We start from the raw sequence: 18,319 nt of genomic DNA on the forward strand, positions 1-18,319 counted from the left end.
GCACGCCGCGAGTTCCGGACGATCCATTGAGACCTGACAGGCGCGAGGGACGGTCCCTCGGGTCAACTGCTACAAGGAGGTCTTTCATGGCTACCGGCACCGTTAAATGGTTCAACGCCACCAAAGGCTACGGCTTCATCCAGCCGGATGACGGCGGCAAGGACGTGTTCGTTCACATCTCGGCCGTGGAAGCGGCTGGCCTGCGCGGCCTGAACGACAACCAGAAGGTTTCCTATGAACTTGAGCGCGATCGTCGCTCGGGCAAGGAATCGGCTGGCCAGCTGAAGGTCGAAGGCTAAGGCTTCCGACGTCGCTGACGTCTGAAACGATCAGGGCGGCGATCCAGCGGGTCGCCGCCCTTTTCATGTCCGGCGCGGATCAGGTTTCGGCGTCGGCCAGTTTCTGGATGCTGACGTAGTCGGTCTTGCCTGTGCCGAGGACAGGCACCTCTTTGACCTTCAGGATTTTTTTCGGGACCGCCAGTTCGGGCGCGCCCGTGCTGCGGGCCCATTCGGCCAGGTCGGCGACCTGGGCCGCGTTCCAGTCCGTCACCAGGACCAGTTTCTCGCCCTTGCGACTGTCCGGCACGGCGACGACGGCGTGACGGCCTTCGGGCCAGGCGCCCTGCGCCAGACCCTCGACGGCGGTCAGGCTGACCATCTCGCCGCCGATCTTGGCGAACCGCTTCACGCGACCCAGGATGGTGATGTAGCCCTCGGGGTCGATGTCGACGACGTCGCCGGTGTCATGCCAGCCGTCCTTGAGCAGATCGAGCGCCAGCGGGTCGTCGGTGGCGATATAGCCTTCCATCACATTGGGCCCGCGCAGGAACAGGCGACCACCGCCCTTGATGCCCTCGACGGTCTTCAGCCGATACTCCATGCCCGGAAGGATCTGGCCGACCGAGCCGGGCCGGTTGCGGTCGGGATGGTTGACCGCGACGACGGGCGCCGCCTCGGTGGCGCCGTAGCCCTCCAGCAACTCGACCCCGCCGAACTTGGTGTTGAACAGGGCGCGAGTCTCGTCGCGCACCTTTTCGGCCCCGGCCACCGCGAACTCCAGGGTCTTGAAGTCGTCCGGCTCGGCCACGCGGGCGTACTGGTTCAGGAAGGTGTCGGTCGCGAACAGGATCGAGGCCTTCACCTTGGGCAGCAGGTCGGTGATCTGCTTGGCGTGAAGGGGGGAGGGGTACTCGAACGCCTTCATGCCCTGGAACAGGGGCAACAGAACGCCGCCGGTCAGGCCGAAACTGTGAAAGGTCGGCAGGGGGTTGAACATCACCCATTCGGGCTTGAGGTCGATGTGCTGGGCCACCTGGCGGGCGTTGGCGATCAGGTTCGCCTGGCTGAGGACCACGCCCTTGGGCGCGCCGAAACTGCCGGACGTAAACAGGACGACGCCCGGATCAGAAGGTTTGGTCCGGACGCGGAAGCGTTTGGGCGCCAGACCGGCGGCCAGGCCGAACAGCTTGTCCTTGAGGCCGATCGTGGCGCGGATGTCGTCCAGCCAGGTGATTTCGGCCTCGGCCTGCAAGGCGGTGACCAGGTCGTTGAGCTTGGCCTGCTCGATGAAGCGTTTGGCGGTCAGGATGCGTTTGACCCCGGCGGTCTGAAGCGCCGCCTTCAGATTGGCCTCGCCGGCGGTGAAGTTGAGCATGACCGGAACGCGACCGAAGGCGTGGAGGCCGAAAAAGGTGACCACGACCCCGACAGACGACGGGAGAAGGACGCCAACACGTTCGCCGCGGCGTGTCCGCTCCGCGATCTTGCGCCCCAGGACGAAGGCGGCCCGGATCAGGCCGGTGTAGGTGAGAGGATTGCGGTCCTGATCTTCCAGGATCTCCTTGTCGCCGAAACGCGCGCGGGCGGCGACAAGGGCGTCGAACAGCGGCAGGTCATAGGCCTTGCGATCCACGGTTCCGTGCTGCGGTTTGACTGCCAAGCCTGTCCTCCTTCGGGACGATAGGGTCGTCCTCGTGTCGAACGCCGGAACCTAGAGGCGCCGCCGGGGAAAGGGAACAGGGAGCGAAAGGTTTCGTAACGCGTCGTGAGGCCGCCGGTCGGGCGAGCCAATTCGGAGTCGGGATAGTCCATAGAGTCGGTATGGCGGCAGGCGTTCGCCGATCTGGTTGTTCGGCGGCCATTCTACACCCTGCGCGGCGACGGCCGGAAGAACGGCTCTTCAAAACAAAAATCACAACAAAAACAACAGAGGGAGCGCCGCTTCCGGCGCAGAAGGCGCCGCGACCCGTGGACCGGGCAGGGCTCGGCAGGGCTGAAACGTGACTTGCCTTGCCTTTGCCGCGTCGAGGGACGACATACCGGGTTCGCCTGAAGGAGCCCGGCCGCGCGCGATGGTCACCCTGATCGACAAGTTGAAGACCTCGCCGTCGGCGCTGCGTCACCCGGAAAAGCAGAACCGGCCGGAGTCGGTCGTCCTGAAGAAGCCGGACTGGCTGCGGGTCAAGGCACCGGGATCGGGCCAGTACAATGCGACCAAGGACATCGTCCGCTCCAAGGGGCTGGTGACGGTTTGCGAGGAAGCGGCGTGCCCGAACATCGGGGAATGCTGGAGCCAGAAGCACGCCACCCTGATGATCATGGGCGACACCTGCACGCGGGCCTGCGCCTTCTGCAACGTCAAGACGGGCCTGCCGCAGCCGCTGGATCCGGAAGAACCGGGCAAGGTCGGGCTGGCCGTATCGCAACTGGGCCTGAACCACGTTGTGATCACCAGCGTGGACCGGGACGACGTCCCGGACGGCGGCGCGGCCCATTTCGCCGAGGTGGTGCGTCAGATCAGATTGCAGGCGCCGCAGACGACGATCGAGATTCTGACGCCTGACTTCCTGCGCAAGGACGGCGCGGCCGAAGTCATGATCGACGCCCGCCCGGACGTGTTCAACCACAACCTGGAGACCGTGCCGCGCCTGTATCTGAAGATCCGGCCCGGCGCGCGCTACTTCCACTCCCTGCGGCTGCTGCAGATGGTCAAGGAGCGCGATCCCAACCAGTTCACCAAGTCGGGCATCATGGTCGGCCTGGGCGAGACCAAGGAGGAGGTCATGCAGGTGATGGACGACATGCGGTCCGCCGGCGTTGATTTCATCACCATCGGCCAATACCTGCAGCCGACGCGCAAGCACGCCGCCATCGACCGGTTCGTCACGCCGGAAGAGTTCAAGGCCTATGAGGCGATCGCCCGGGCCAAGGGCTTCCTGATGGTGTCGTCGTCGCCCCTGACGCGGTCGTCGCACCACGCGGGCGACGATTTCGCGCGGCTGAAGGCGGCGCGCGAGGCGCAGAACAAGCGTTGATCGGTCCAGAGTTTTCCTTCTCCCCTCGGGGGAGAAGGTGGGCCCGGAGGGCTCGGATGAGGGGGCTCTGTCAGCATGCATGGCGGTTGGGAATGAGTTTGGGGCGAATAGCCCCCTCATCCGGCTCGCTCCGCGAGCCACCTTCTCCCCCGAGGGGAGAAGGAATGTAGATGGCCGTTCATCGCGTCACGCGCGTCCTGCCCTATGCGCCGGAGCAGCTTGCGGCCCTGGTGGCGGACGTGCGCGCCTATCCGGACTTCGTGCCCTGGGTGACCTCCATGCGGGTGTGGAACCTGCGCGAGGAGGCGCCCGGCGTCAGCCTGCTGGACGCCGAAGCGGGGGTCGGGTTTTCGATGCTGAAGGAGCGGTTCTCCACCTGGGTGCGACATGACCACGTCCGGAACCGCGTCGAGGTCGGCCTGATCCGGGGACCGTTCAAGCATCTGAAGAACCGTTGGGACTTCGTGCCCGAGGGTGAGGGCGCGCGGATCGATTTCATGATCGATTTCGCCTTCAGGTCCCGCCTGCTGGACATGATGCTGCAGGCCAATTTCGATCTGGCGGTCGGCAAGCTGATGGCCTGTTTCGAGGCCGAAGCCGAGAGGCGCTATGGCCCGGCGACGTCGCGGGGGGCGGCGTGAGCGCGGCGTTCGACTTTGACGCGGTGGTGGTCGGGGCCGGGGCCGTCGGCCTGGCCTGCGGACGGGCGCTGGCCCGGCGTGGCCAGTCGGTGCTGGTGCTGGAAAAGGAGAGCCACATCGGCCAGGGCGTGTCCTCGCGCAATTCCGAGGTGATACACGGCGGCCTCTATTATCCGACCGGGTCGCTGAAGGCGCGGTTTTGCGTCGACGGGCGACGCGCGCTCTACGCCTTTCTCGACAGTCGCAAGATCGACTACCGGCGCTGCGGCAAGCTGGTCGTGGCGACCGAGGAGGCCGAGGTCGAGCGGATCGAGGCCATTTTCCAGCAGGCCACGGCGAACGACGTCGAGGGGCTGGAGCATCTGAGCGGCGCCCAGGCCCGCGCGCTTGAGCCGGGGCTGAACGCCCATGCGGCCATCCTGTCGCCGGAGAGCGGGGTTTTCGCCAGCCACGACTACATGCTGGCGTTACAGGGCGAGATCGAGGACGCGGGCGGCTCGGTCGTGGTCTCCACCCCGTTCGAACGCGCCGAGCCCCTTGCCGACGGCGGGTTTCGCGTCACGGCCGGCGGCGAAGGCGGCGCGACCCTGACGACGCGTCTGCTGATTACGGCCGCCGGACTGTCGGCGCAGGATGCGGCGGCCCGGATCGAGGGCTATCCGGCGGCGGACATTCCGGCGCGGCGGCTGGGCAAGGGGATCTATTTCCGTCTGACCGGCAAGGCGCCTTTCGAGCGGCTGATCTATCCGCCGCCCATTCCCGGCGCCCTGGGCACCCACTATCGCAAGGATCTGGGCGGGCAGGGGGTGTTCGGGCCGGATCTGGCCTATGTCGAAACCGAGGACTATTCGGTCGATCCGGCCAAACGGGACGAATTCGTTCGCTACATTCGCCGCTTCTGGCCGGGGGTGGAGGCCGAGCGGTTGACGCCGGATTACGCCGGCATCCGGCCCAAGCTGCATGGGCCCGGCGAACCCCAGCTGGACTTTCAACTGCACGGGCCCGAACGCCACGGGATGGACGGTCTGATGGCCCTGTTCGGCATCGAAAGCCCGGGCCTGACCAGTTCGCTGGCGATCGGGGAGGCGGTGACGGAACGGCTGTGTGCGGACGTTCAAGTCACGCCTTGATATCGCCTGACGATTCGGGCATAAGCCGCGCCTCGCGTGGCGGCTCTTTCCGGGGCCGCCGCTGTTGTTTTCGCGCTGACCGGTTTCGCGGGGCGGCGCCCGACCTAGAGATTGAGACGGACATGGCCGTTCCGAAGCGCAAAGTATCGCCCTCGCGTCGCAACATGCGCCGCGCCCACGACGCCCTGGGCACGAACGCCTACACCGAGGACAAGGACACCGGTGAGCTGCGTCGTTCGCACCACATCGACCTGAAGACCGGCACCTATCGCGGCCGTCAGGTTCTGACGCTGAAGGAAGATTGAGGTCTTGCTGCGGGCCGCCTGATCCAGGGCCGGCAGACGATTTCAACGGCGCGCGGTGCAGACCGCGCGCCGTTTTCGTGCGTTGATGCCGTTCCACAGCCCGGAGCGACCCCATGATCCGCACCTTGTCCGCCGCCGCCGTCTCGGCGCTTCTGCTGGTCGCCTGCGGGCAAGAGCAGGTGGAGCCCGCGTCTTCCGAGACGCCGCCGGTCGCCGTCGCCCCGCCGACGGATCCGAATGTTCTGACCGCGACCGGATTCGGCCCGCTTCGCATCGGCATGACGAAGGCCGAGGTCGTCGCGGCCCTGGGCGACGACAGCGATCCGAGTTCGGTCGGCGGCCCAGAGCCGGAGGTCTGTGACCAGTGGCGTCCGACCCGCGCGCCGGAGGGCCTCCTGGTCATGATCCAGAACGGCGTGCTGACGCGCATCTCGATCGCCCGGACCTCGACCCTGAAGACCGATCGCGGGTTCGGCGTCGGTGACGCCGCCGCCGCCGTCAAGGCCGCCTATGGGGCCGCCGCCGTGGTTGAGCCGCACAAATATTCGCCGGCGCCCGCCGAGGACATCTTCGTCTGGACCACTGGCGGACCGGTCGCGCCCGGCCGCTATGTCGAGGACCCGGCGGCGCGCGGGGTTCGCTATGAGATCGACGGCGAAGGCAAGGTCGGGATCATCCATGTCGGCGGCCCGTCCATCCAACTGGTCGAAGGCTGCGCCTGAGGGTTTCGTGCATGATCGAGGTTCGCAAGGATGATCTGAGCGGGGAGCCGGTGAGGAACCTGCTGGCCTATCATCGGGCGACGATGGTGGCGGACTCGCCGCCCTGTCATGCCTATGCCCTGGACCTGGCCGGGTTGGAGGCGCCGGACATCACGGTCTTTTCCGCCTGGCGCGAGGGGGACTTGTGCGGCGTCGGCGCCCTGCGCCGGCTCGACGGGGGTGTCTGCGAGATCAAGTCGATGCGCACCCATCCGGATCATCTGCGCGCGGGCGTCGGCGCCGCCGTCCTGGCCGCCCTGCTGGCCGAGGCGCGGGCGAGCGGCGCGCGGCGGGTCAGCCTGGAGACGGGCAGCGGCCCGGCGTTCGAGGCGGCGCTGGGGCTGTACCGCAGAACCGGCTTCGCTGCCGGGCCTGCGTTCGGCGACTACGTGGCCAGCGACTTCAACCAGTTCCTGCATCTGGACCTGTGAGCGTGGTTGGCGTTTGCGGCCAAGGCGTCTAAACGCGGAGCGAAATCCCACCCAGAGTTCATCGAGCCCGCCATGACCGACATCGCCGACATCGTCGCCCGCCAGATCCTCGACAGCCGGGGCAATCCGACCGTCGAGGTGGACGTGATCCTGGATGACGGCAGCTTCGGCCGTGCGGCGGTGCCGTCGGGCGCCTCGACCGGCGCGCACGAGGCGGTCGAGCTGCGCGACGGCGACAAGGACGTCTGGGGCGGCAAGGGCGTCCAGAAGGCCGTCGACGCGGTCAACGGCGAGATCTTCGACGCCCTGTCCGGCATGGACGCCGAGGATCAGCGCCGCATCGACGAGGCGATGATCCAGCTGGACGGAACGTCCAACAAGGCGCGCCTGGGGGCCAACGCCATCCTGGGCGTCTCCCTGGCCGTGGCCAAGGCCAGCGCCGTGTCGGCCGGCCTGCCGCTGTATCGCTATGTCGGCGGGGTTTCGGCCCGCGTGCTGCCGACGCCGATGATGAACATCATCAACGGCGGGGCGCATGCCGACAATCCGATCGACATCCAGGAATTCATGATCATGCCGACCGGCGCCGAGACCTTCTCGGAAGGTCTGCGCATGGGTTCGGAAATCTTCCACGCGCTGAAGAAGGCGCTGAAGGATGCGGGTCATAACACCAACGTCGGCGACGAGGGCGGCTTCGCCCCGAACCTGGCCTCGGCCGAGGAGGCGTTGAGCTTCATCACCAAGGCGGGGCAGGCGGCCGGCTATCTGGCGGGCGAGGACTTCCATCTGGCGCTGGATGTCGCCTCGACCGAGTTCTTCAAGAACGGGAAGTACGAGCTGGCCGGCGAGGGCAAGAGCCTGAATCAGGACGGGATGGTCGCCTACCTGGCCGACCTGTGCGAACGCTTCCCGATCGTGTCGATCGAGGACGGCTGCGCCGAGGATGACTTCGACGGCTGGAAGCTGCTGACGGACCGTCTGAGCGACAAGATCCAACTGGTCGGCGACGATCTGTTCGTGACCAACCCCCTGCGTCTGGCGGCCGGCATCGGCGAGGGCCTGGCCAATTCGATCCTCATCAAGGTCAACCAGATCGGCACCCTGACCGAGACGCTGGACGCCGTCGATATGGCCAATCGCGCCGGCTACACCTCGGTGATGAGCCACCGGTCGGGCGAGACCGAGGACTCCATCATCGCCGACCTGGCGGTCGCGACCAACTGCGGGCAGATCAAGACGGGTTCGCTGGCGCGTTCGGACCGGACGGCCAAGTACAACCAGCTGCTGCGCATCGAGGAGATGCTGGGCGACCAGGCCGCCTACTACGGCGACGGCATGCTGCTGAGCCGCTGAGGTCGGCGTCAGGTTTGACGACCTTGGAAGGGGCGGTCGAAAGGCCGCCCCTTTTCGCATGCGAATTCACCACGCCCGGTAACGGCTCAGCTACCAATCGTTAGGCATTTTCGGCGAGGTTTCGTTGATTATTTTTCGCGCTCAGAAGGAGCGTCCGAGTGCCTGAACGGATGAAGCCGTATTTCCCCTCCGTCGCCCTGCTGCTGGTGTTTTGCTATCTCGGCGTGCAGGCCCTGACGGGGGATCGAGGCCTTCTCGGCGGACATGAGCGCCGCCTCTTGCTGGCCGAGCGCGAGCATCAGCTGGCCGAACTGATCGAGCGGCGCGCCGATATGGAGGTGCGCGTGCGGTACCTGAAAACCGACCATCTTTCGCGGGACCTGCTGGAAGAGCGGGCGCGGGCGGTGCTGGGTTTCGCCGATCCCCGCGACTATGTGATCCGGGTGGCCGACCTGCCGGGCGTCACGGCGGATCAGGCGTCGGTCTCGACCCGCTCCTGAACTATTGTTACAGCCGAGCCGGGTCGCTTTGCGTTTCGGGAACGAAGGCTGCTAAAGCCCCTTTCCGTAACGAAAAGAAGGCCGGGCTTCGCCATGTGCGGAGCGGTCCCCAACCGGGAGATGTCGGATGGCGAAAGCCCCCGCCGCCAAGTCTGCTCAGAAGTCCGCCGACAAGGGAACATCCATTCCCAACGGCCCCAGTGCGTCGAAGGAAGACCTCCTTCGCTACTATCGTGAAATGGTCCTTATCCGCCGCTTCGAGGAGCGCGCGGGACAGCTGTACGGCATGGGGCTGATCGGGGGCTTTTGCCACCTGTACATCGGCCAGGAAGCCGTCGCCGTCGGCGTTCAGGAGAGCGTCAAGCCGGGCCACGACAAGATCATCACCGGCTATCGCGACCACGGCCACATGCTGGCCGCCGGCATGGATCCGAAGGAAGTCATGGCCGAGCTGACCGGCCGCATCGGCGGTTCGTCCAAGGGCAAGGGCGGGTCGATGCACATGTTCGACGTGCCGACCGGCTTCTACGGCGGTCACGGCATCGTCGGCGCCCAGGTGGCGCTGGGCACCGGCCTGGCCTTCGCCGGCAAGTATCGCGGCGATGACAGCGTCTCGTTCGTCTACTTCGGCGACGGCGCCTCGAACCAGGGGCAGGTCTACGAGAGCTTCAACATGGCGCAGCTGTGGAAGCTGCCGGCCATCTACATCATCGAGAACAACCAGTACGCCATGGGCACGAGCATCGAACGCTCGTCCTCGACGACCGAGCTGTACATGCGCGGCGCCTCGTTCGGCATCCCGGGCGAGCAGGTGGACGGCATGGATGTGCTGGCCGTGCGTGACGCCGTGGCCAAGGCCGTCAAGCGCGCCCGGGACGGCGAAGGGCCCTACATCCTCGAGGTGAAGACCTATCGCTATCGCGGTCACTCCATGTCCGATCCGGCCAAATACCGGTCCAAGGAGGAGGTCGACGAGGTCAAGAAGACCCGCGACCCGATCGACCACATCAAGATCCTGCTGGAGCAGGCCAAGGCGACCGAAGACGAGCTGAAGGCCATCGACGCCGAGATCAAGGCCATCGTCGCCGAAGCCGTTCAATTCGCCCAAGAGAGCCCGGAGCCCGATCCGTCCGAGCTCTACACCGACGTCTACGTGGAGGCCTGATCCGTGACCGACATTCTGATGCCGGCGCTGTCCCCCACGATGGAAGAGGGCACGCTGACCAAATGGCACATCAAGGCGGGCGACAACGTGTCGGCCGGCCAGGTGATCGCCGAGATCGAAACCGACAAGGCCACGATGGAAGTCGAGGCCGTCGACGAGGGCGAGGTTCTGGAGATCCTCGTGGCCGAAGGGTCCGAGAACGTGAAGGTCAACACGCCGATCGCGCGTCTGGCCGGCGAGGACGGCGCGGCCGCCCCGGCGCCGAAGGCCGAACCCGCCGCTGAAGCGCCGAAGGCTGAGGCTGCTCCGGTCGAAGGCGCGCCGGCCGACGCCCCGGTCAAGCCCAAGACCGAACTTCGCGACCCGGAAATCCCGGCCGACGCCAAACTGGTCAAGACGACCATCCGCGACGCCCTGCGCGACGCCATGGCCGAGGAGATGCGCCGCGACGAGGCGGTGTTCCTGATCGGCGAGGAAGTCGCCCAGTACCAGGGCGCCTACAAGGTCAGCCGCGAACTGCTGCAGGAGTTCGGCGACAAGCGCGTCGTCGACACCCCGATCACCGAGCACGGCTTCGCCGGCCTGGGCGTCGGCGCGGCCATGGCGGGCCTGAAGCCGATCGTCGAGTTCATGACGTTCAACTTCGCCATGCAGGCGATCGACCACATCATCAACTCGGCGGCCAAGACCCTGTACATGTCGGGCGGCCAGATCCGGGCGCCCATCGTGTTCCGCGGCCCGAACGGCGCGGCCTCGCGCGTGGCGGCCCAGCACAGCCAGGACTATTCGGCCTGGTATGCGAACGTCCCCGGCCTGAAGGTCATCGCGCCCTATGACGCGGCCGACGCCAAGGGCCTGCTCAAGGCCGCCATCCGCGACCCGAACCCCGTCGTCTTCCTCGAGCACGAGATGATGTACGGGCTGGAGTTCGACGTGCCTGAGGTCGAGGACTATGTCCTGCCGATCGGCAAGGCCAAGGTCCGCCGCGAAGGCACGGACGTCACCATCACGGCCCACAGCCGCATGGTCGGATTCGCCCTGCAGGCCGCCGAGAAGCTGGCCGAGGAAGGCATATCGGCCGAGGTCATCGACCTGCGCACCCTGCGTCCGCTGGATCACGAGACGATCGTCGAGAGCGTCAAGAAGACCAGCCGTCTGGTGTCGGCCGAGGAAGGCTGGGGTCCGATGGGCGTCGGCGCCGAGGTCGTGGCGCGCGTGATCGAACACGCCTTCGACTATCTGGATGCGCCGCCGCTGCGCGTGCACCAGGAAGACGTGCCGCTGCCCTACGCCGCCAATCTGGAAGCCCTGTCGCTGCCGGGCGTGGACAAGATCATCGCCGCCGTGAAGGCCGTGACCGCATGAGCGAGCCCGAGGCCCACCAACTGACCGTGCCGGACAGCGTCGCCAATGATGACGACGCCATCGAGATCATGCGCATGTGGTGGTCGAAGAGCGAGCCGGTCATGTCGATCAAGCCGGCCTTCAACGACCCGACCCAGTTCGGCCGGATGCTGGCCTATGCCGCGCGGCACATGGCGCATGGCTACGCCGTGCGTCACGGGCACAACGAAAAGCAGGCCTATGACCGGATCCTGGTCGGGATCACCGAAGTGATCCGGGCCGACAATGCGCTGACCGTCGCCGAACCCGACGCCCCCAAGGGAGGGAACGCCTGATGACCGACATCCTGATGCCCGCCCTGTCGCCCACGATGGAAGAGGGCGTGCTGGCCAAGTGGCACGTCAAGGCCGGCGACGTGGTCAAGGCCGGCGACGTGATCGCCGAGATCGAGACCGACAAGGCGACGATGGAGGTCGAAGCCGTCGACGAGGGCGAGATCACCGAAATCCTGGTCGCCGAGGGGACCGAAGGGGTCAAGGTCAATACGCCGATCGCCCGTCTGAAGGACGAAGGCGGCGCGACCGCTCCGGCCAAGGCGCCTGAAAAGGCCGCGGCCGAAAAGGCTGAGGCTCCGAAGGCCGAGGCCGCGCCGGCCAAGGCTGAGTCGGCCAAGGCTGAAGCCGCTGCGCCCGCCAAGGCGCCGGCCGCTCCGGCGTCGTCGGATGGCAAGCGGGTTTTCTCCTCGCCGCTGGCCCGCCGGATCGCGGCCCAGAAGGGCATCGACCTGTCCACGATCAAGGGCACGGGGCCGCATGGCCGTGTCGTTCGCCGCGACGTGGAGAACGCCAAAGGCGGATCGCCTGCCGCCGCATCCGCGACGTCGGCCGCCGCCGAACCGCGCAAGGTTCAGTCGCTGGAGCAGCAGGGCATCCTGTCGGGCAGCTATGACCTGATCCCGCTGGACGGCATGCGCAAGGCCATCGCGCGTCGTCTGACCGACAGCTTCCGCGACGTGCCGCATTTCCCGCTGACCATCGATTGCGAGATCGACGGCCTGCTGGCGGCGCGCGCCAAGGTCAATGCGCTGCTGGAAAAGGACGGCGTGAAGGTTTCGGTCAACGACTTCGTGCTGAAGGCCTCGGCCATGGCGCTGAAGGCCGTGCCGGAAGCCAACGCCAGCTACACGCCGGAAGGCATCGCCATGCACCACAACGCCGACGTGGCGATGGCGGTGGCGATCGACGGGGGGCTGATCACCCCGATCATCCGCAAGGCCGAGACCAAGTCGCTGCGCCAGATCGCCAATGAGGCCAAGGATCTGGCCAAACGCGCCCGGGATCGGAAGCTGAAGCCTGACGAGTTCCAGGGCGGCACCTTCTCGGTGTCCAACCTGGGCATGTTCGGCATCAAGCAGTTCGCCTCGATCATCAATGAGCCCCAGGGCGCGATCATGTCGGTCGGCGCAGGCGAGCAGCGTCCTGTGGTCCGGAACGGCCAACTGGCCGTGGCGACGGTGATGACCGTGACCCTGACCTGCGATCACCGCGTGGTGGACGGGGCGGTCGGCGCCAAGGTCCTGCAGGTGTTCAAGGCGATGATCGAAGATCCGGTGACGATGCTGGCCTGATCGGCGATCGGCTTGCATCATCGACCGCCGCGCCTTTAGCTAGGCGCGTGAGGGGCCGAACCGATCAAGGCGAACCTACCGCGATCGATACGGATCGCCCGGCGAACTGTGGTGCGTGCGGCGCAACTTTGGTCGGGCGATACTGCCATGACTGCGGTCAGGACGCTGACGCCCGGCCACGTCCGCTGAAGGAGTGGGCGTCGGAAGCGTTTTCCGAGACCAATCTGGTCGATGGCCGTACGGCGCGCACCCTGGCGGCGTTGGCCGTGCGACCGGGCCGCCTGTTGCAGGCCTATCGTTCGGGCGCCGGCAGCCTGTACCAGACCCCGACAAAATTGTTCGTCGTGATGACGGCGCTGTTTCTGCTGGCGCTGAACTTTTCGGACGTCGCCCTGTACCAGTACGTCGCCCAGCCGATCGATGCGGGACGGCCTGTCACGGCGCGCGCCGATCCGGACGGCTCGACGGTCCACTATGTCAATGTGCGGGAAGGGGAGGTCTGGCTGCAAAGGCGGGCCGCCGTCGCCATCGATCCGGCCGTCACGGCCGCGCTCCAGGCTGCGGCCGATCGCGCAGAAAACGAAAAGGATCGCCAGAACCTGATCTACGAGATCCAGAGCAACCGCGAGCAGGCGGTGATATCGGAGCGTCTGGCGGCCTGGCTCCCCAACGCCCTCTGGCTGCTGATGCCGCTGTACGCCGCGCTGCTGACGCCTCTGTTTCGACGGCGGTATGCGATGGAGCATCTGGTGTTCGCCATGTGGGCCCATGTGATGGGGTTCGGGCTGCTGATCCTGGTGATCCTGGCCAACAAGTTCGGAGTTGGAGCGCCCGGATGGGTCGTCGTGCCGCCTTACCTGGCCTACTTCGTGGTCGCCGCCCGCGCCTATTACGATGTCTCGCCCGTGTCCGCCCTTTGGCGGGGTGTGGCGCATCTGGCGATGTATGTCCTGTTCGCCTTGATGCCGGCGATGATCGTCGTCGCGATCTCGGCGATGGATTTCGCGGCCTTCATCCGGTTCGTCCTGGCCTGACATTTGGTTTCGAAGGCAGCACGCGGGCTGGCCCTTTGCCCCTGCGTCACGCTACAGCGACCTTCTGAGTCCATTCGCAATCGGGTAGCGTTCGAGCCTTGCCCGCGAAACAAGAACGGCCGAACGGGCCGTCCCAAGGAGACATCCCATGGCTGAGTTCGATCTGGTCGTCATCGGCTCGGGCCCGGGGGGCTATGTGGCCGCCATTCGCGCCAGCCAGCTGGGCCAGAAGGTCGCGATCGTCGAGCGCGAGAATCTGGGCGGCATCTGCCTGAACTGGGGCTGTATCCCGACCAAGGCGCTGCTCAAGTCGGGCGAGAAGTTCGAGAGCCTGAGCCATCTGAAGGACTACGGCCTGTCCGCCTCGGGCGCGACGTTCGATTTCGACGCCATCATCCAGCGCTCGCGCGGCGTGGCGGCGACGATGAACAAGGGCGTCACCTTCCTGATGAAGAAGAACAAGATCGAGGTGATCGAGGGTTCGGCCAAGCTTGAGAAGGGCGCGGCTGCACCCAAGGTCGTCATCGATCTGAAGGCCGGAGGCTCGCGCACGGTCGAGGCCAAGGCGGTCATGTTGGCCGTCGGCGCCCGCGCCCGCGCCCTGCCGCAGATCGGCCTGGAGGCCGACGGCGACAAGATCTGGGCCTATCGCGACGCCCTGGCGCCCAAGAAACTGCCCAAGACCTTCGTGGTGATCGGCTCGGGCGCCATCGGTCTGGAGTTCGCCAGCTTCTATCGCGCCCTCGGCGCGGAGGTCACGGTCGTCGAGGCCGTGGACCGCATCATGCCGGTCGAGGACGAAGAGGTCTCCAAGGCCGCCCAGAAGTCGTTCGAGAAGCGCGGCATCAAGTTCAAGGTCGGCGCCAAGGTGACCAAGGTCAGCAAGACCGCCTCGGGCGTGAAGGTCGACATCGAGGCCGGCGGCAAGGCCGAGAGCCTGGAGGCCGAGGTCTGCATCTCGGCCGTGGGCATCACCGCCAACACCGACGGCATCGGTCTGGAGGCGCTGGGCGTCACCCTGGATCGCGGCCATATCGTCATCGACAGCCATTGCCAGACCAATGTGAAGGGGCTCTACGCCATCGGCGACTGCGCCGGCGCGCCCTGGCTGGCGCACAAGGCGTCGCACGAGGGCATCCACGCCGCCGAATACATCGCCGGGTACAAGACCCCGAACGTCGTTTCGCCCATCGCCGGCTGCACCTACACCCAGCCCCAGGTGGCCTCGGTCGGGGTCACCGAACAGGCCGCGCGTGAAGCCAAGCGCGAGGTGAAGATCGGCCGCTTCCCGTTCCGCGTGAACGGCAAGGCCGTGGCGGCGGGCGAGGTGGACGGCTTCGTCAAGGTCATCTTCGACGGCAAGACCGGCGCCCTGATCGGCGCCCACATGATCGGCCACGAGGTCACCGAGATGATCCAGGGCTATGTCACCGCCATCACCATGGAAGCGACCGAGGAAGACATCCACGGCATCGTCTATCCGCACCCCACGATGAGCGAGGCCATGCACGAGGCGGCGCTGGACGCCTATGGGCGGACGCTGCACCTGTAGAACACCCGACCTCCGCTTATCCCGGCGGAAGCCGGGATCCAGTGCCTTCGCTGGGCACGGTGCGTGGGATTGATGGCAGTGCGACCCGGCTGGCGATCATCGCCGAAAGGTCTGGGTCCCGGCTTCCGCCGGGATGAGCGGAGTGAGTGGTTCTACCGCTTCTTTCCCAGCTCCGCCGCGATGTCTTTGGTCATGCGGCCGACCTTGCGGTGGGCGGTGACGATCTGGTCGCGGGTCACGCCCCAGCGCTTCATCCAGTATTCGACGGCCTGACGTTCGGTCAGGTCGAGCCGGTCCTTGTCGATGAAGCCGCGCTTGTCCTTAAGGCCCGGCATGTCGCACTCCGTATCTGGGAGGGCATCCTTGCGCGTCTGCGACGGAATGCGCCAGCGCCCCGGCTATGACACCGGTGGACATGGCGGCCGGAAAGGTCAACATTCGTCCTACTAATCGGCGCGAGACCGACGGAGGATAGTGATGGCCCGGACTGCGGAAATCGTCGCCAGCGCCCTGCTGCTGACCGGACTGGCGGCTGCGGCCGGGCCGGCGATCGCTCAGGACGGCTGGTACGTCCAGGGCGACTTCGCGCCCTCGGCCCGGATCGAGATCGTGATCGCCAACGATCTGCCCGAAGACCGCAAGGATGCGCCCATCGTCATCCGGCGCGACCAGCTGCCGATGCTGGCCGACATTCAGGAGCTGACGGTCACCTTGGTCGATCCCGACGGCGAGGCGAGGCCCGAACCCTCCGCGGCGCTGCTGGCGCGGCAGGGACCGCATGAACGGCGGGGGGAGGCCAACGGGCGGTCGCTGGACTATCAGTTCGACGATCTGGACCGCGACGGAATCTGGGACGAACTGTTCTTCGTCGCGGACCTGAAGGCGGGCGAGAAGAAGCGGTTCTATCTGTATCGCGGTTTCCAGCAGCGCGGCTGGAATCCGCACCGGACCCATGCGGCCATCGGCTCCTACATGCGCCACACCGTGCCGTTCTGGGAAAGCGAGCATGTGGGCTGGAAGCTGTGGTTCCCGACCGACATCGACATCTACGGCAAGCGCAAGGCGCTGTTGATGTCGAACCGGCTCTATATGGGCAATCTGGACGGCTATGGCGTGGCGGCCGAGAATCCGGACTACGGCGCCGATATCCAGTCGGTGGACGACAGCTTCGGCGGCGGCGGGATCGGGGTTTTTGAAGGCGAGGTGCTGGCGCGACCGCGCTTCACCCCCACGGCGGATCTGAAGCATCGCTTCAACGCCGGGCAGCAGTCGGACACGCGCTATGCGTTCGAGACCCTGGTCAACGGGCCGTTGCGCAGCATGGTGCGCATCAAGACCATGAACTGGAACACAGGTCAGGGCCGGTATGAGGTCGAGCAGACCTATACGGCCTATGCGGGTCAGAACTACACCACCGCCGAGGTGCGGTTCACGCGCTGGGAGCCGGGAGCCCAGGGCGCCGATTTCGCGGTCGGGGTGCGCAAGCGGCCGGGGCAGAACTTCGAGCGGCGGGGCCCCAACTGGGTGGTGACGACGGCGCCGGAGGCCCTGCGCAATCCGGACGACACCGAGGGGCTGCAGCAGCAGGAGCCCATTCTCTATTCCGGCACGGCCCTCATCGTGCCCGAGGGGGACGGCGGCGCTTATCAGTTCGTCCCGGCGCGAGGCGAGAACCATGTCTTCCGCATCCCGGCCCAGGCCGATCGGACCTATCGCTACATGCTGGCGGCGGGGTGGTCGGAAGGGGAGGTGCTGAAAACGCCAGAGGCCTTCGCCGACTATGTGGCCGCCAGCGCCCGCAGCTACGCCAGCCCGCCCCGACTGGACGGCGTGCGGGAAGAGACCAGGCCCTAGGCCGGGAGGCGACCCTCGGTGAAGAAGGCGTCCAGCCGCGCCTCCCACGGCGCCACCTCGAACCCATTCTCGACCAGCCAGGCGTCGCTGAAATAGGTCGAGGCGTAGCGGTCGCCGTGGTCGCACAGGATGGAGACGATCGAGCCACGCTCGCCTGCCTCGGCCATTTCGGTGGCCAGCAGGGCGCAGGCCCACAGGTTCGTGCCGGATGAGCCGCCGCAGCGACGACCGAGCCGGCGGCTCAGCACCCGGGCGGCGGCGATGGAGGCGACGTCCGGCACGGCGATCATCCGGTCCACGACCCCGGGAATGAAAGAAGGCTCGACCCGGGCGCGGCCGATGCCCTCGATGCGCGACGTCGGGCCGTCGACCGTCTGGACCGAGCGATCGGCCCAGTGGCGATGGAAGACCGAGGCCTCCGGGTCGGCGACGCAGATGCGGGTTTCGTGGCGGTTGTACCGGGCGAAGCGGCCGATGGTGGCCGAGGTGCCCCCGGTGCCGGCGCCGCACACCACCCAGCGCGGAACCGGGCAGGGCTCGCGCTGCATCTGGGCGAAGATGGCTTCGGCGATGTTGTTGTTGCCGCGCCAGTCGGTGGCCCGCTCGGCATAGGTGAACTGGTCCATGTAGTGGCCGCCCAGCTCGTCGGCGAGGCGCTGGCTTTCCGCATAGGCGTCGCCGGGGCGGTCCACGAAGTGGCAGCGGCCGCCATAGAACTCGATGGCGGCGATCTTCTCCGGCGCGGTCGAGCGCGGCACCACGGCGATGAAAGGCAGTTTCAGCATCCGCGCGAAATAGGCCTCGGACACGGCGGTCGATCCGCTGGACGCCTCGACGATGGTCATGCCCTCGCCGATCCAGCCGTTGCACAGGGCGTAAAGGAACAGGGACCGGGCCAGGCGGTGCTTCAGGCTGCCCGTCGGATGGCTCGACTCATCCTTGAAATAGAGGGCGATGTCGGCGAGAGCCGGCATGTCCACGGGGATCAGATGGGTGTCGGCCGAGCGATTGTAGTCGGCTTCGATCCGCCGCACGGCGCGGGCGACCCAGTCACGGTCTATGGCACGGCAAACGGGCAAGGGGGCGGAGGACGGGCTCATGATCGGGGGATAGGGCACTTCGGATAGGGCGTCGAGAGGGGCGCTTGTCACCCCTAATCCCGTCACCCTCGGGCTTGTCCCGAGGGCCCATGGAGAGGTCAAAGTGCGGCTTTGAGTTGTTCCGAACGTCGCTCGAAACGGCAGGCTACAAAGTTCGGCGCAACGATGGGCCCTCGGGACAAGCCCGAGGGTGACGGGGTGTTGGG

The 18,319-nt window shown here is 66.6% G+C and carries 19 protein-coding genes; 16 read left to right on the top strand and 3 right to left on the bottom strand.

The genetic code is table 11. From position 1 onward, the window contains the following. The first annotated feature begins 86 nt into the window (after positions 1-86). Positions 87-299, top strand: coding sequence for a cold-shock protein (locus tag ACO2Q1_RS13625; protein ID WP_423330026.1), 213 nt, complete (start codon positions 87-89; stop codon positions 297-299). Positions 300-378: 79 nt separating this feature from the next. Here the strand turns inward: ACO2Q1_RS13625 and ACO2Q1_RS13630 are convergent, their stop codons facing one another. After that, positions 379-1,941 carry an AMP-binding protein gene (locus tag ACO2Q1_RS13630; RefSeq protein WP_423330027.1) on the bottom strand — a complete coding sequence of 521 codons (1,563 nt, stop codon included), beginning with the start codon at positions 1,939-1,941 and terminating at the stop codon, positions 379-381. 412 nt (positions 1,942-2,353) lie between these two features. Here ACO2Q1_RS13630 and lipA point away from each other — a divergent pair, with 412 nt between their 5' ends. The 14 genes from lipA to lpdA all read left to right on the top strand — a co-directional run bounded on the left by lipA (position 2,354) and on the right by lpdA (position 15,159). Then, positions 2,354-3,316 (top strand): lipoyl synthase, encoded by a 963-nt coding sequence (gene lipA, locus ACO2Q1_RS13635; protein ID WP_423330028.1) that lies wholly within the window; start codon positions 2,354-2,356, stop codon positions 3,314-3,316. 170 nt (positions 3,317-3,486) lie between these two features. Continuing rightward, positions 3,487-3,957: a type II toxin-antitoxin system RatA family toxin gene (locus tag ACO2Q1_RS13640; RefSeq protein ID WP_423330029.1), complete on the top strand. Its 471-nt coding sequence runs from the start codon at positions 3,487-3,489 to the stop codon at positions 3,955-3,957. Then, a complete protein-coding gene (locus tag ACO2Q1_RS13645; protein WP_423330030.1) occupies positions 3,954-5,087 on the top strand; it encodes an NAD(P)/FAD-dependent oxidoreductase in 1,134 nt (377 codons plus the stop codon). Before ACO2Q1_RS13640 ends, ACO2Q1_RS13645 begins: the two co-directional genes overlap by 4 nt. A gap of 122 nt (positions 5,088-5,209) precedes the next feature. Continuing rightward, positions 5,210-5,392 (top strand): 50S ribosomal protein L32, encoded by a 183-nt coding sequence (gene rpmF / locus ACO2Q1_RS13650; RefSeq protein ID WP_423330031.1) that lies wholly within the window; start codon positions 5,210-5,212, stop codon positions 5,390-5,392. 113 nt (positions 5,393-5,505) lie between these two features. Next, positions 5,506-6,114, top strand: a complete 609-nt coding sequence (locus ACO2Q1_RS13655) for a hypothetical protein (protein ID WP_423330032.1) — start codon at positions 5,506-5,508, stop codon at positions 6,112-6,114. Between the two features lie 11 nt (positions 6,115-6,125). Then, positions 6,126-6,584, top strand: coding sequence for a GNAT family N-acetyltransferase (locus ACO2Q1_RS13660; RefSeq protein ID WP_423330033.1), 459 nt, complete (start codon positions 6,126-6,128; stop codon positions 6,582-6,584). Positions 6,585-6,656: 72 nt separating this feature from the next. Next, entirely contained in the window at positions 6,657-7,937 is a 1,281-nt protein-coding gene (gene eno / locus ACO2Q1_RS13665) for a phosphopyruvate hydratase (protein ID WP_423330034.1), read from the top strand. A gap of 158 nt (positions 7,938-8,095) precedes the next feature. Continuing rightward, positions 8,096-8,437, top strand: coding sequence for an FtsB family cell division protein (locus tag ACO2Q1_RS13670; protein ID WP_423330035.1), 342 nt, complete (start codon positions 8,096-8,098; stop codon positions 8,435-8,437). Between the two features lie 127 nt (positions 8,438-8,564). Continuing rightward, positions 8,565-9,602, top strand: coding sequence for a pyruvate dehydrogenase (acetyl-transferring) E1 component subunit alpha (gene pdhA / locus ACO2Q1_RS13675; RefSeq protein ID WP_423330036.1), 1,038 nt, complete (start codon positions 8,565-8,567; stop codon positions 9,600-9,602). Between the two features lie 3 nt (positions 9,603-9,605). Further along, positions 9,606-10,967: a pyruvate dehydrogenase complex E1 component subunit beta gene (locus ACO2Q1_RS13680; RefSeq protein WP_423330037.1), complete on the top strand. Its 1,362-nt coding sequence runs from the start codon at positions 9,606-9,608 to the stop codon at positions 10,965-10,967. Beyond that, positions 10,964-11,281 carry a DUF5076 domain-containing protein gene (locus tag ACO2Q1_RS13685; RefSeq protein WP_423330038.1) on the top strand — a complete coding sequence of 106 codons (318 nt, stop codon included), beginning with the start codon at positions 10,964-10,966 and terminating at the stop codon, positions 11,279-11,281. Before ACO2Q1_RS13680 ends, ACO2Q1_RS13685 begins: the two co-directional genes overlap by 4 nt. Beyond that, complete coding sequence (locus ACO2Q1_RS13690; RefSeq protein WP_423330124.1) at positions 11,278-12,573, top strand: pyruvate dehydrogenase complex dihydrolipoamide acetyltransferase; 1,296 nt, start codon at positions 11,278-11,280, stop codon at positions 12,571-12,573. The genes ACO2Q1_RS13685 and ACO2Q1_RS13690 overlap by 4 nt, the downstream gene beginning before the upstream one ends. Before the next feature lie 128 nt (positions 12,574-12,701). Beyond that, positions 12,702-13,607: a DUF3667 domain-containing protein gene (locus ACO2Q1_RS13695; protein WP_423330039.1), complete on the top strand. Its 906-nt coding sequence runs from the start codon at positions 12,702-12,704 to the stop codon at positions 13,605-13,607. Between the two features lie 148 nt (positions 13,608-13,755). Beyond that, on the top strand, positions 13,756-15,159 hold the full coding sequence (gene lpdA / locus ACO2Q1_RS13700) for a dihydrolipoyl dehydrogenase (protein ID WP_423330040.1): 1,404 nt from the start codon (positions 13,756-13,758) through the stop codon (positions 15,157-15,159). A 152-nt stretch (positions 15,160-15,311) separates the two neighbouring features. Here lpdA and ACO2Q1_RS13705 read toward each other — a convergent pair whose 3' ends face one another. Next, positions 15,312-15,494: a DUF3606 domain-containing protein gene (locus tag ACO2Q1_RS13705; protein WP_423330041.1), complete on the bottom strand. Its 183-nt coding sequence runs from the start codon at positions 15,492-15,494 to the stop codon at positions 15,312-15,314. A gap of 142 nt (positions 15,495-15,636) precedes the next feature. On the opposite strand from ACO2Q1_RS13705, the gene ACO2Q1_RS13710 reads away from it, so the two are divergent. Then, complete coding sequence (locus tag ACO2Q1_RS13710) at positions 15,637-17,013, top strand: DUF4861 family protein (RefSeq protein ID WP_423330042.1); 1,377 nt, start codon at positions 15,637-15,639, stop codon at positions 17,011-17,013. Here ACO2Q1_RS13710 and ACO2Q1_RS13715 read toward each other — a convergent pair. Further along, positions 17,010-18,047 carry a PLP-dependent cysteine synthase family protein gene (locus ACO2Q1_RS13715; protein WP_423330043.1) on the bottom strand — a complete coding sequence of 346 codons (1,038 nt, stop codon included), beginning with the start codon at positions 18,045-18,047 and terminating at the stop codon, positions 17,010-17,012. The two genes, ACO2Q1_RS13710 and ACO2Q1_RS13715, sit on opposite strands and share 4 nt — an antisense overlap. Between the last annotated feature and the right edge of the window lie 272 nt (positions 18,048-18,319).

Source organism: Brevundimonas sp. VNH65 (genome assembly GCF_049445955.1).
GTDB lineage: Bacteria > Pseudomonadota > Alphaproteobacteria > Caulobacterales > Caulobacteraceae > Brevundimonas.

Bases quoted from the DNA above. Each gene is read 5' to 3' on its own strand.
- eno (WP_423330034.1), top strand. From the start codon at position 6,657: ATGACCGACATCGCCGACATCGTCGCCCGCCAGATCCTCGACAGCCGG.
- ACO2Q1_RS13685 (WP_423330038.1), top strand. From the start codon at position 10,964: ATGAGCGAGCCCGAGGCCCACCAACTGACCGTGCCGGACAGCGTCGCC.
- rpmF (WP_423330031.1), top strand. From the start codon at position 5,210: ATGGCCGTTCCGAAGCGCAAAGTATCGCCCTCGCGTCGCAACATGCGC.
- ACO2Q1_RS13705 (WP_423330041.1), bottom strand. From the start codon at position 15,494: ATGCCGGGCCTTAAGGACAAGCGCGGCTTCATCGACAAGGACCGGCTC.
- lpdA (WP_423330040.1), top strand. From the start codon at position 13,756: ATGGCTGAGTTCGATCTGGTCGTCATCGGCTCGGGCCCGGGGGGCTAT.
- ACO2Q1_RS13660 (WP_423330033.1), top strand. From the start codon at position 6,126: ATGATCGAGGTTCGCAAGGATGATCTGAGCGGGGAGCCGGTGAGGAAC.
- ACO2Q1_RS13710 (WP_423330042.1), top strand. From the start codon at position 15,637: ATGGCCCGGACTGCGGAAATCGTCGCCAGCGCCCTGCTGCTGACCGGA.
- pdhA (WP_423330036.1), top strand. From the start codon at position 8,565: ATGGCGAAAGCCCCCGCCGCCAAGTCTGCTCAGAAGTCCGCCGACAAG.
- ACO2Q1_RS13625 (WP_423330026.1), top strand. From the start codon at position 87: ATGGCTACCGGCACCGTTAAATGGTTCAACGCCACCAAAGGCTACGGC.
- lipA (WP_423330028.1), top strand. From the start codon at position 2,354: ATGGTCACCCTGATCGACAAGTTGAAGACCTCGCCGTCGGCGCTGCGT.
- ACO2Q1_RS13640 (WP_423330029.1), top strand. From the start codon at position 3,487: ATGGCCGTTCATCGCGTCACGCGCGTCCTGCCCTATGCGCCGGAGCAG.
- ACO2Q1_RS13655 (WP_423330032.1), top strand. From the start codon at position 5,506: ATGATCCGCACCTTGTCCGCCGCCGCCGTCTCGGCGCTTCTGCTGGTC.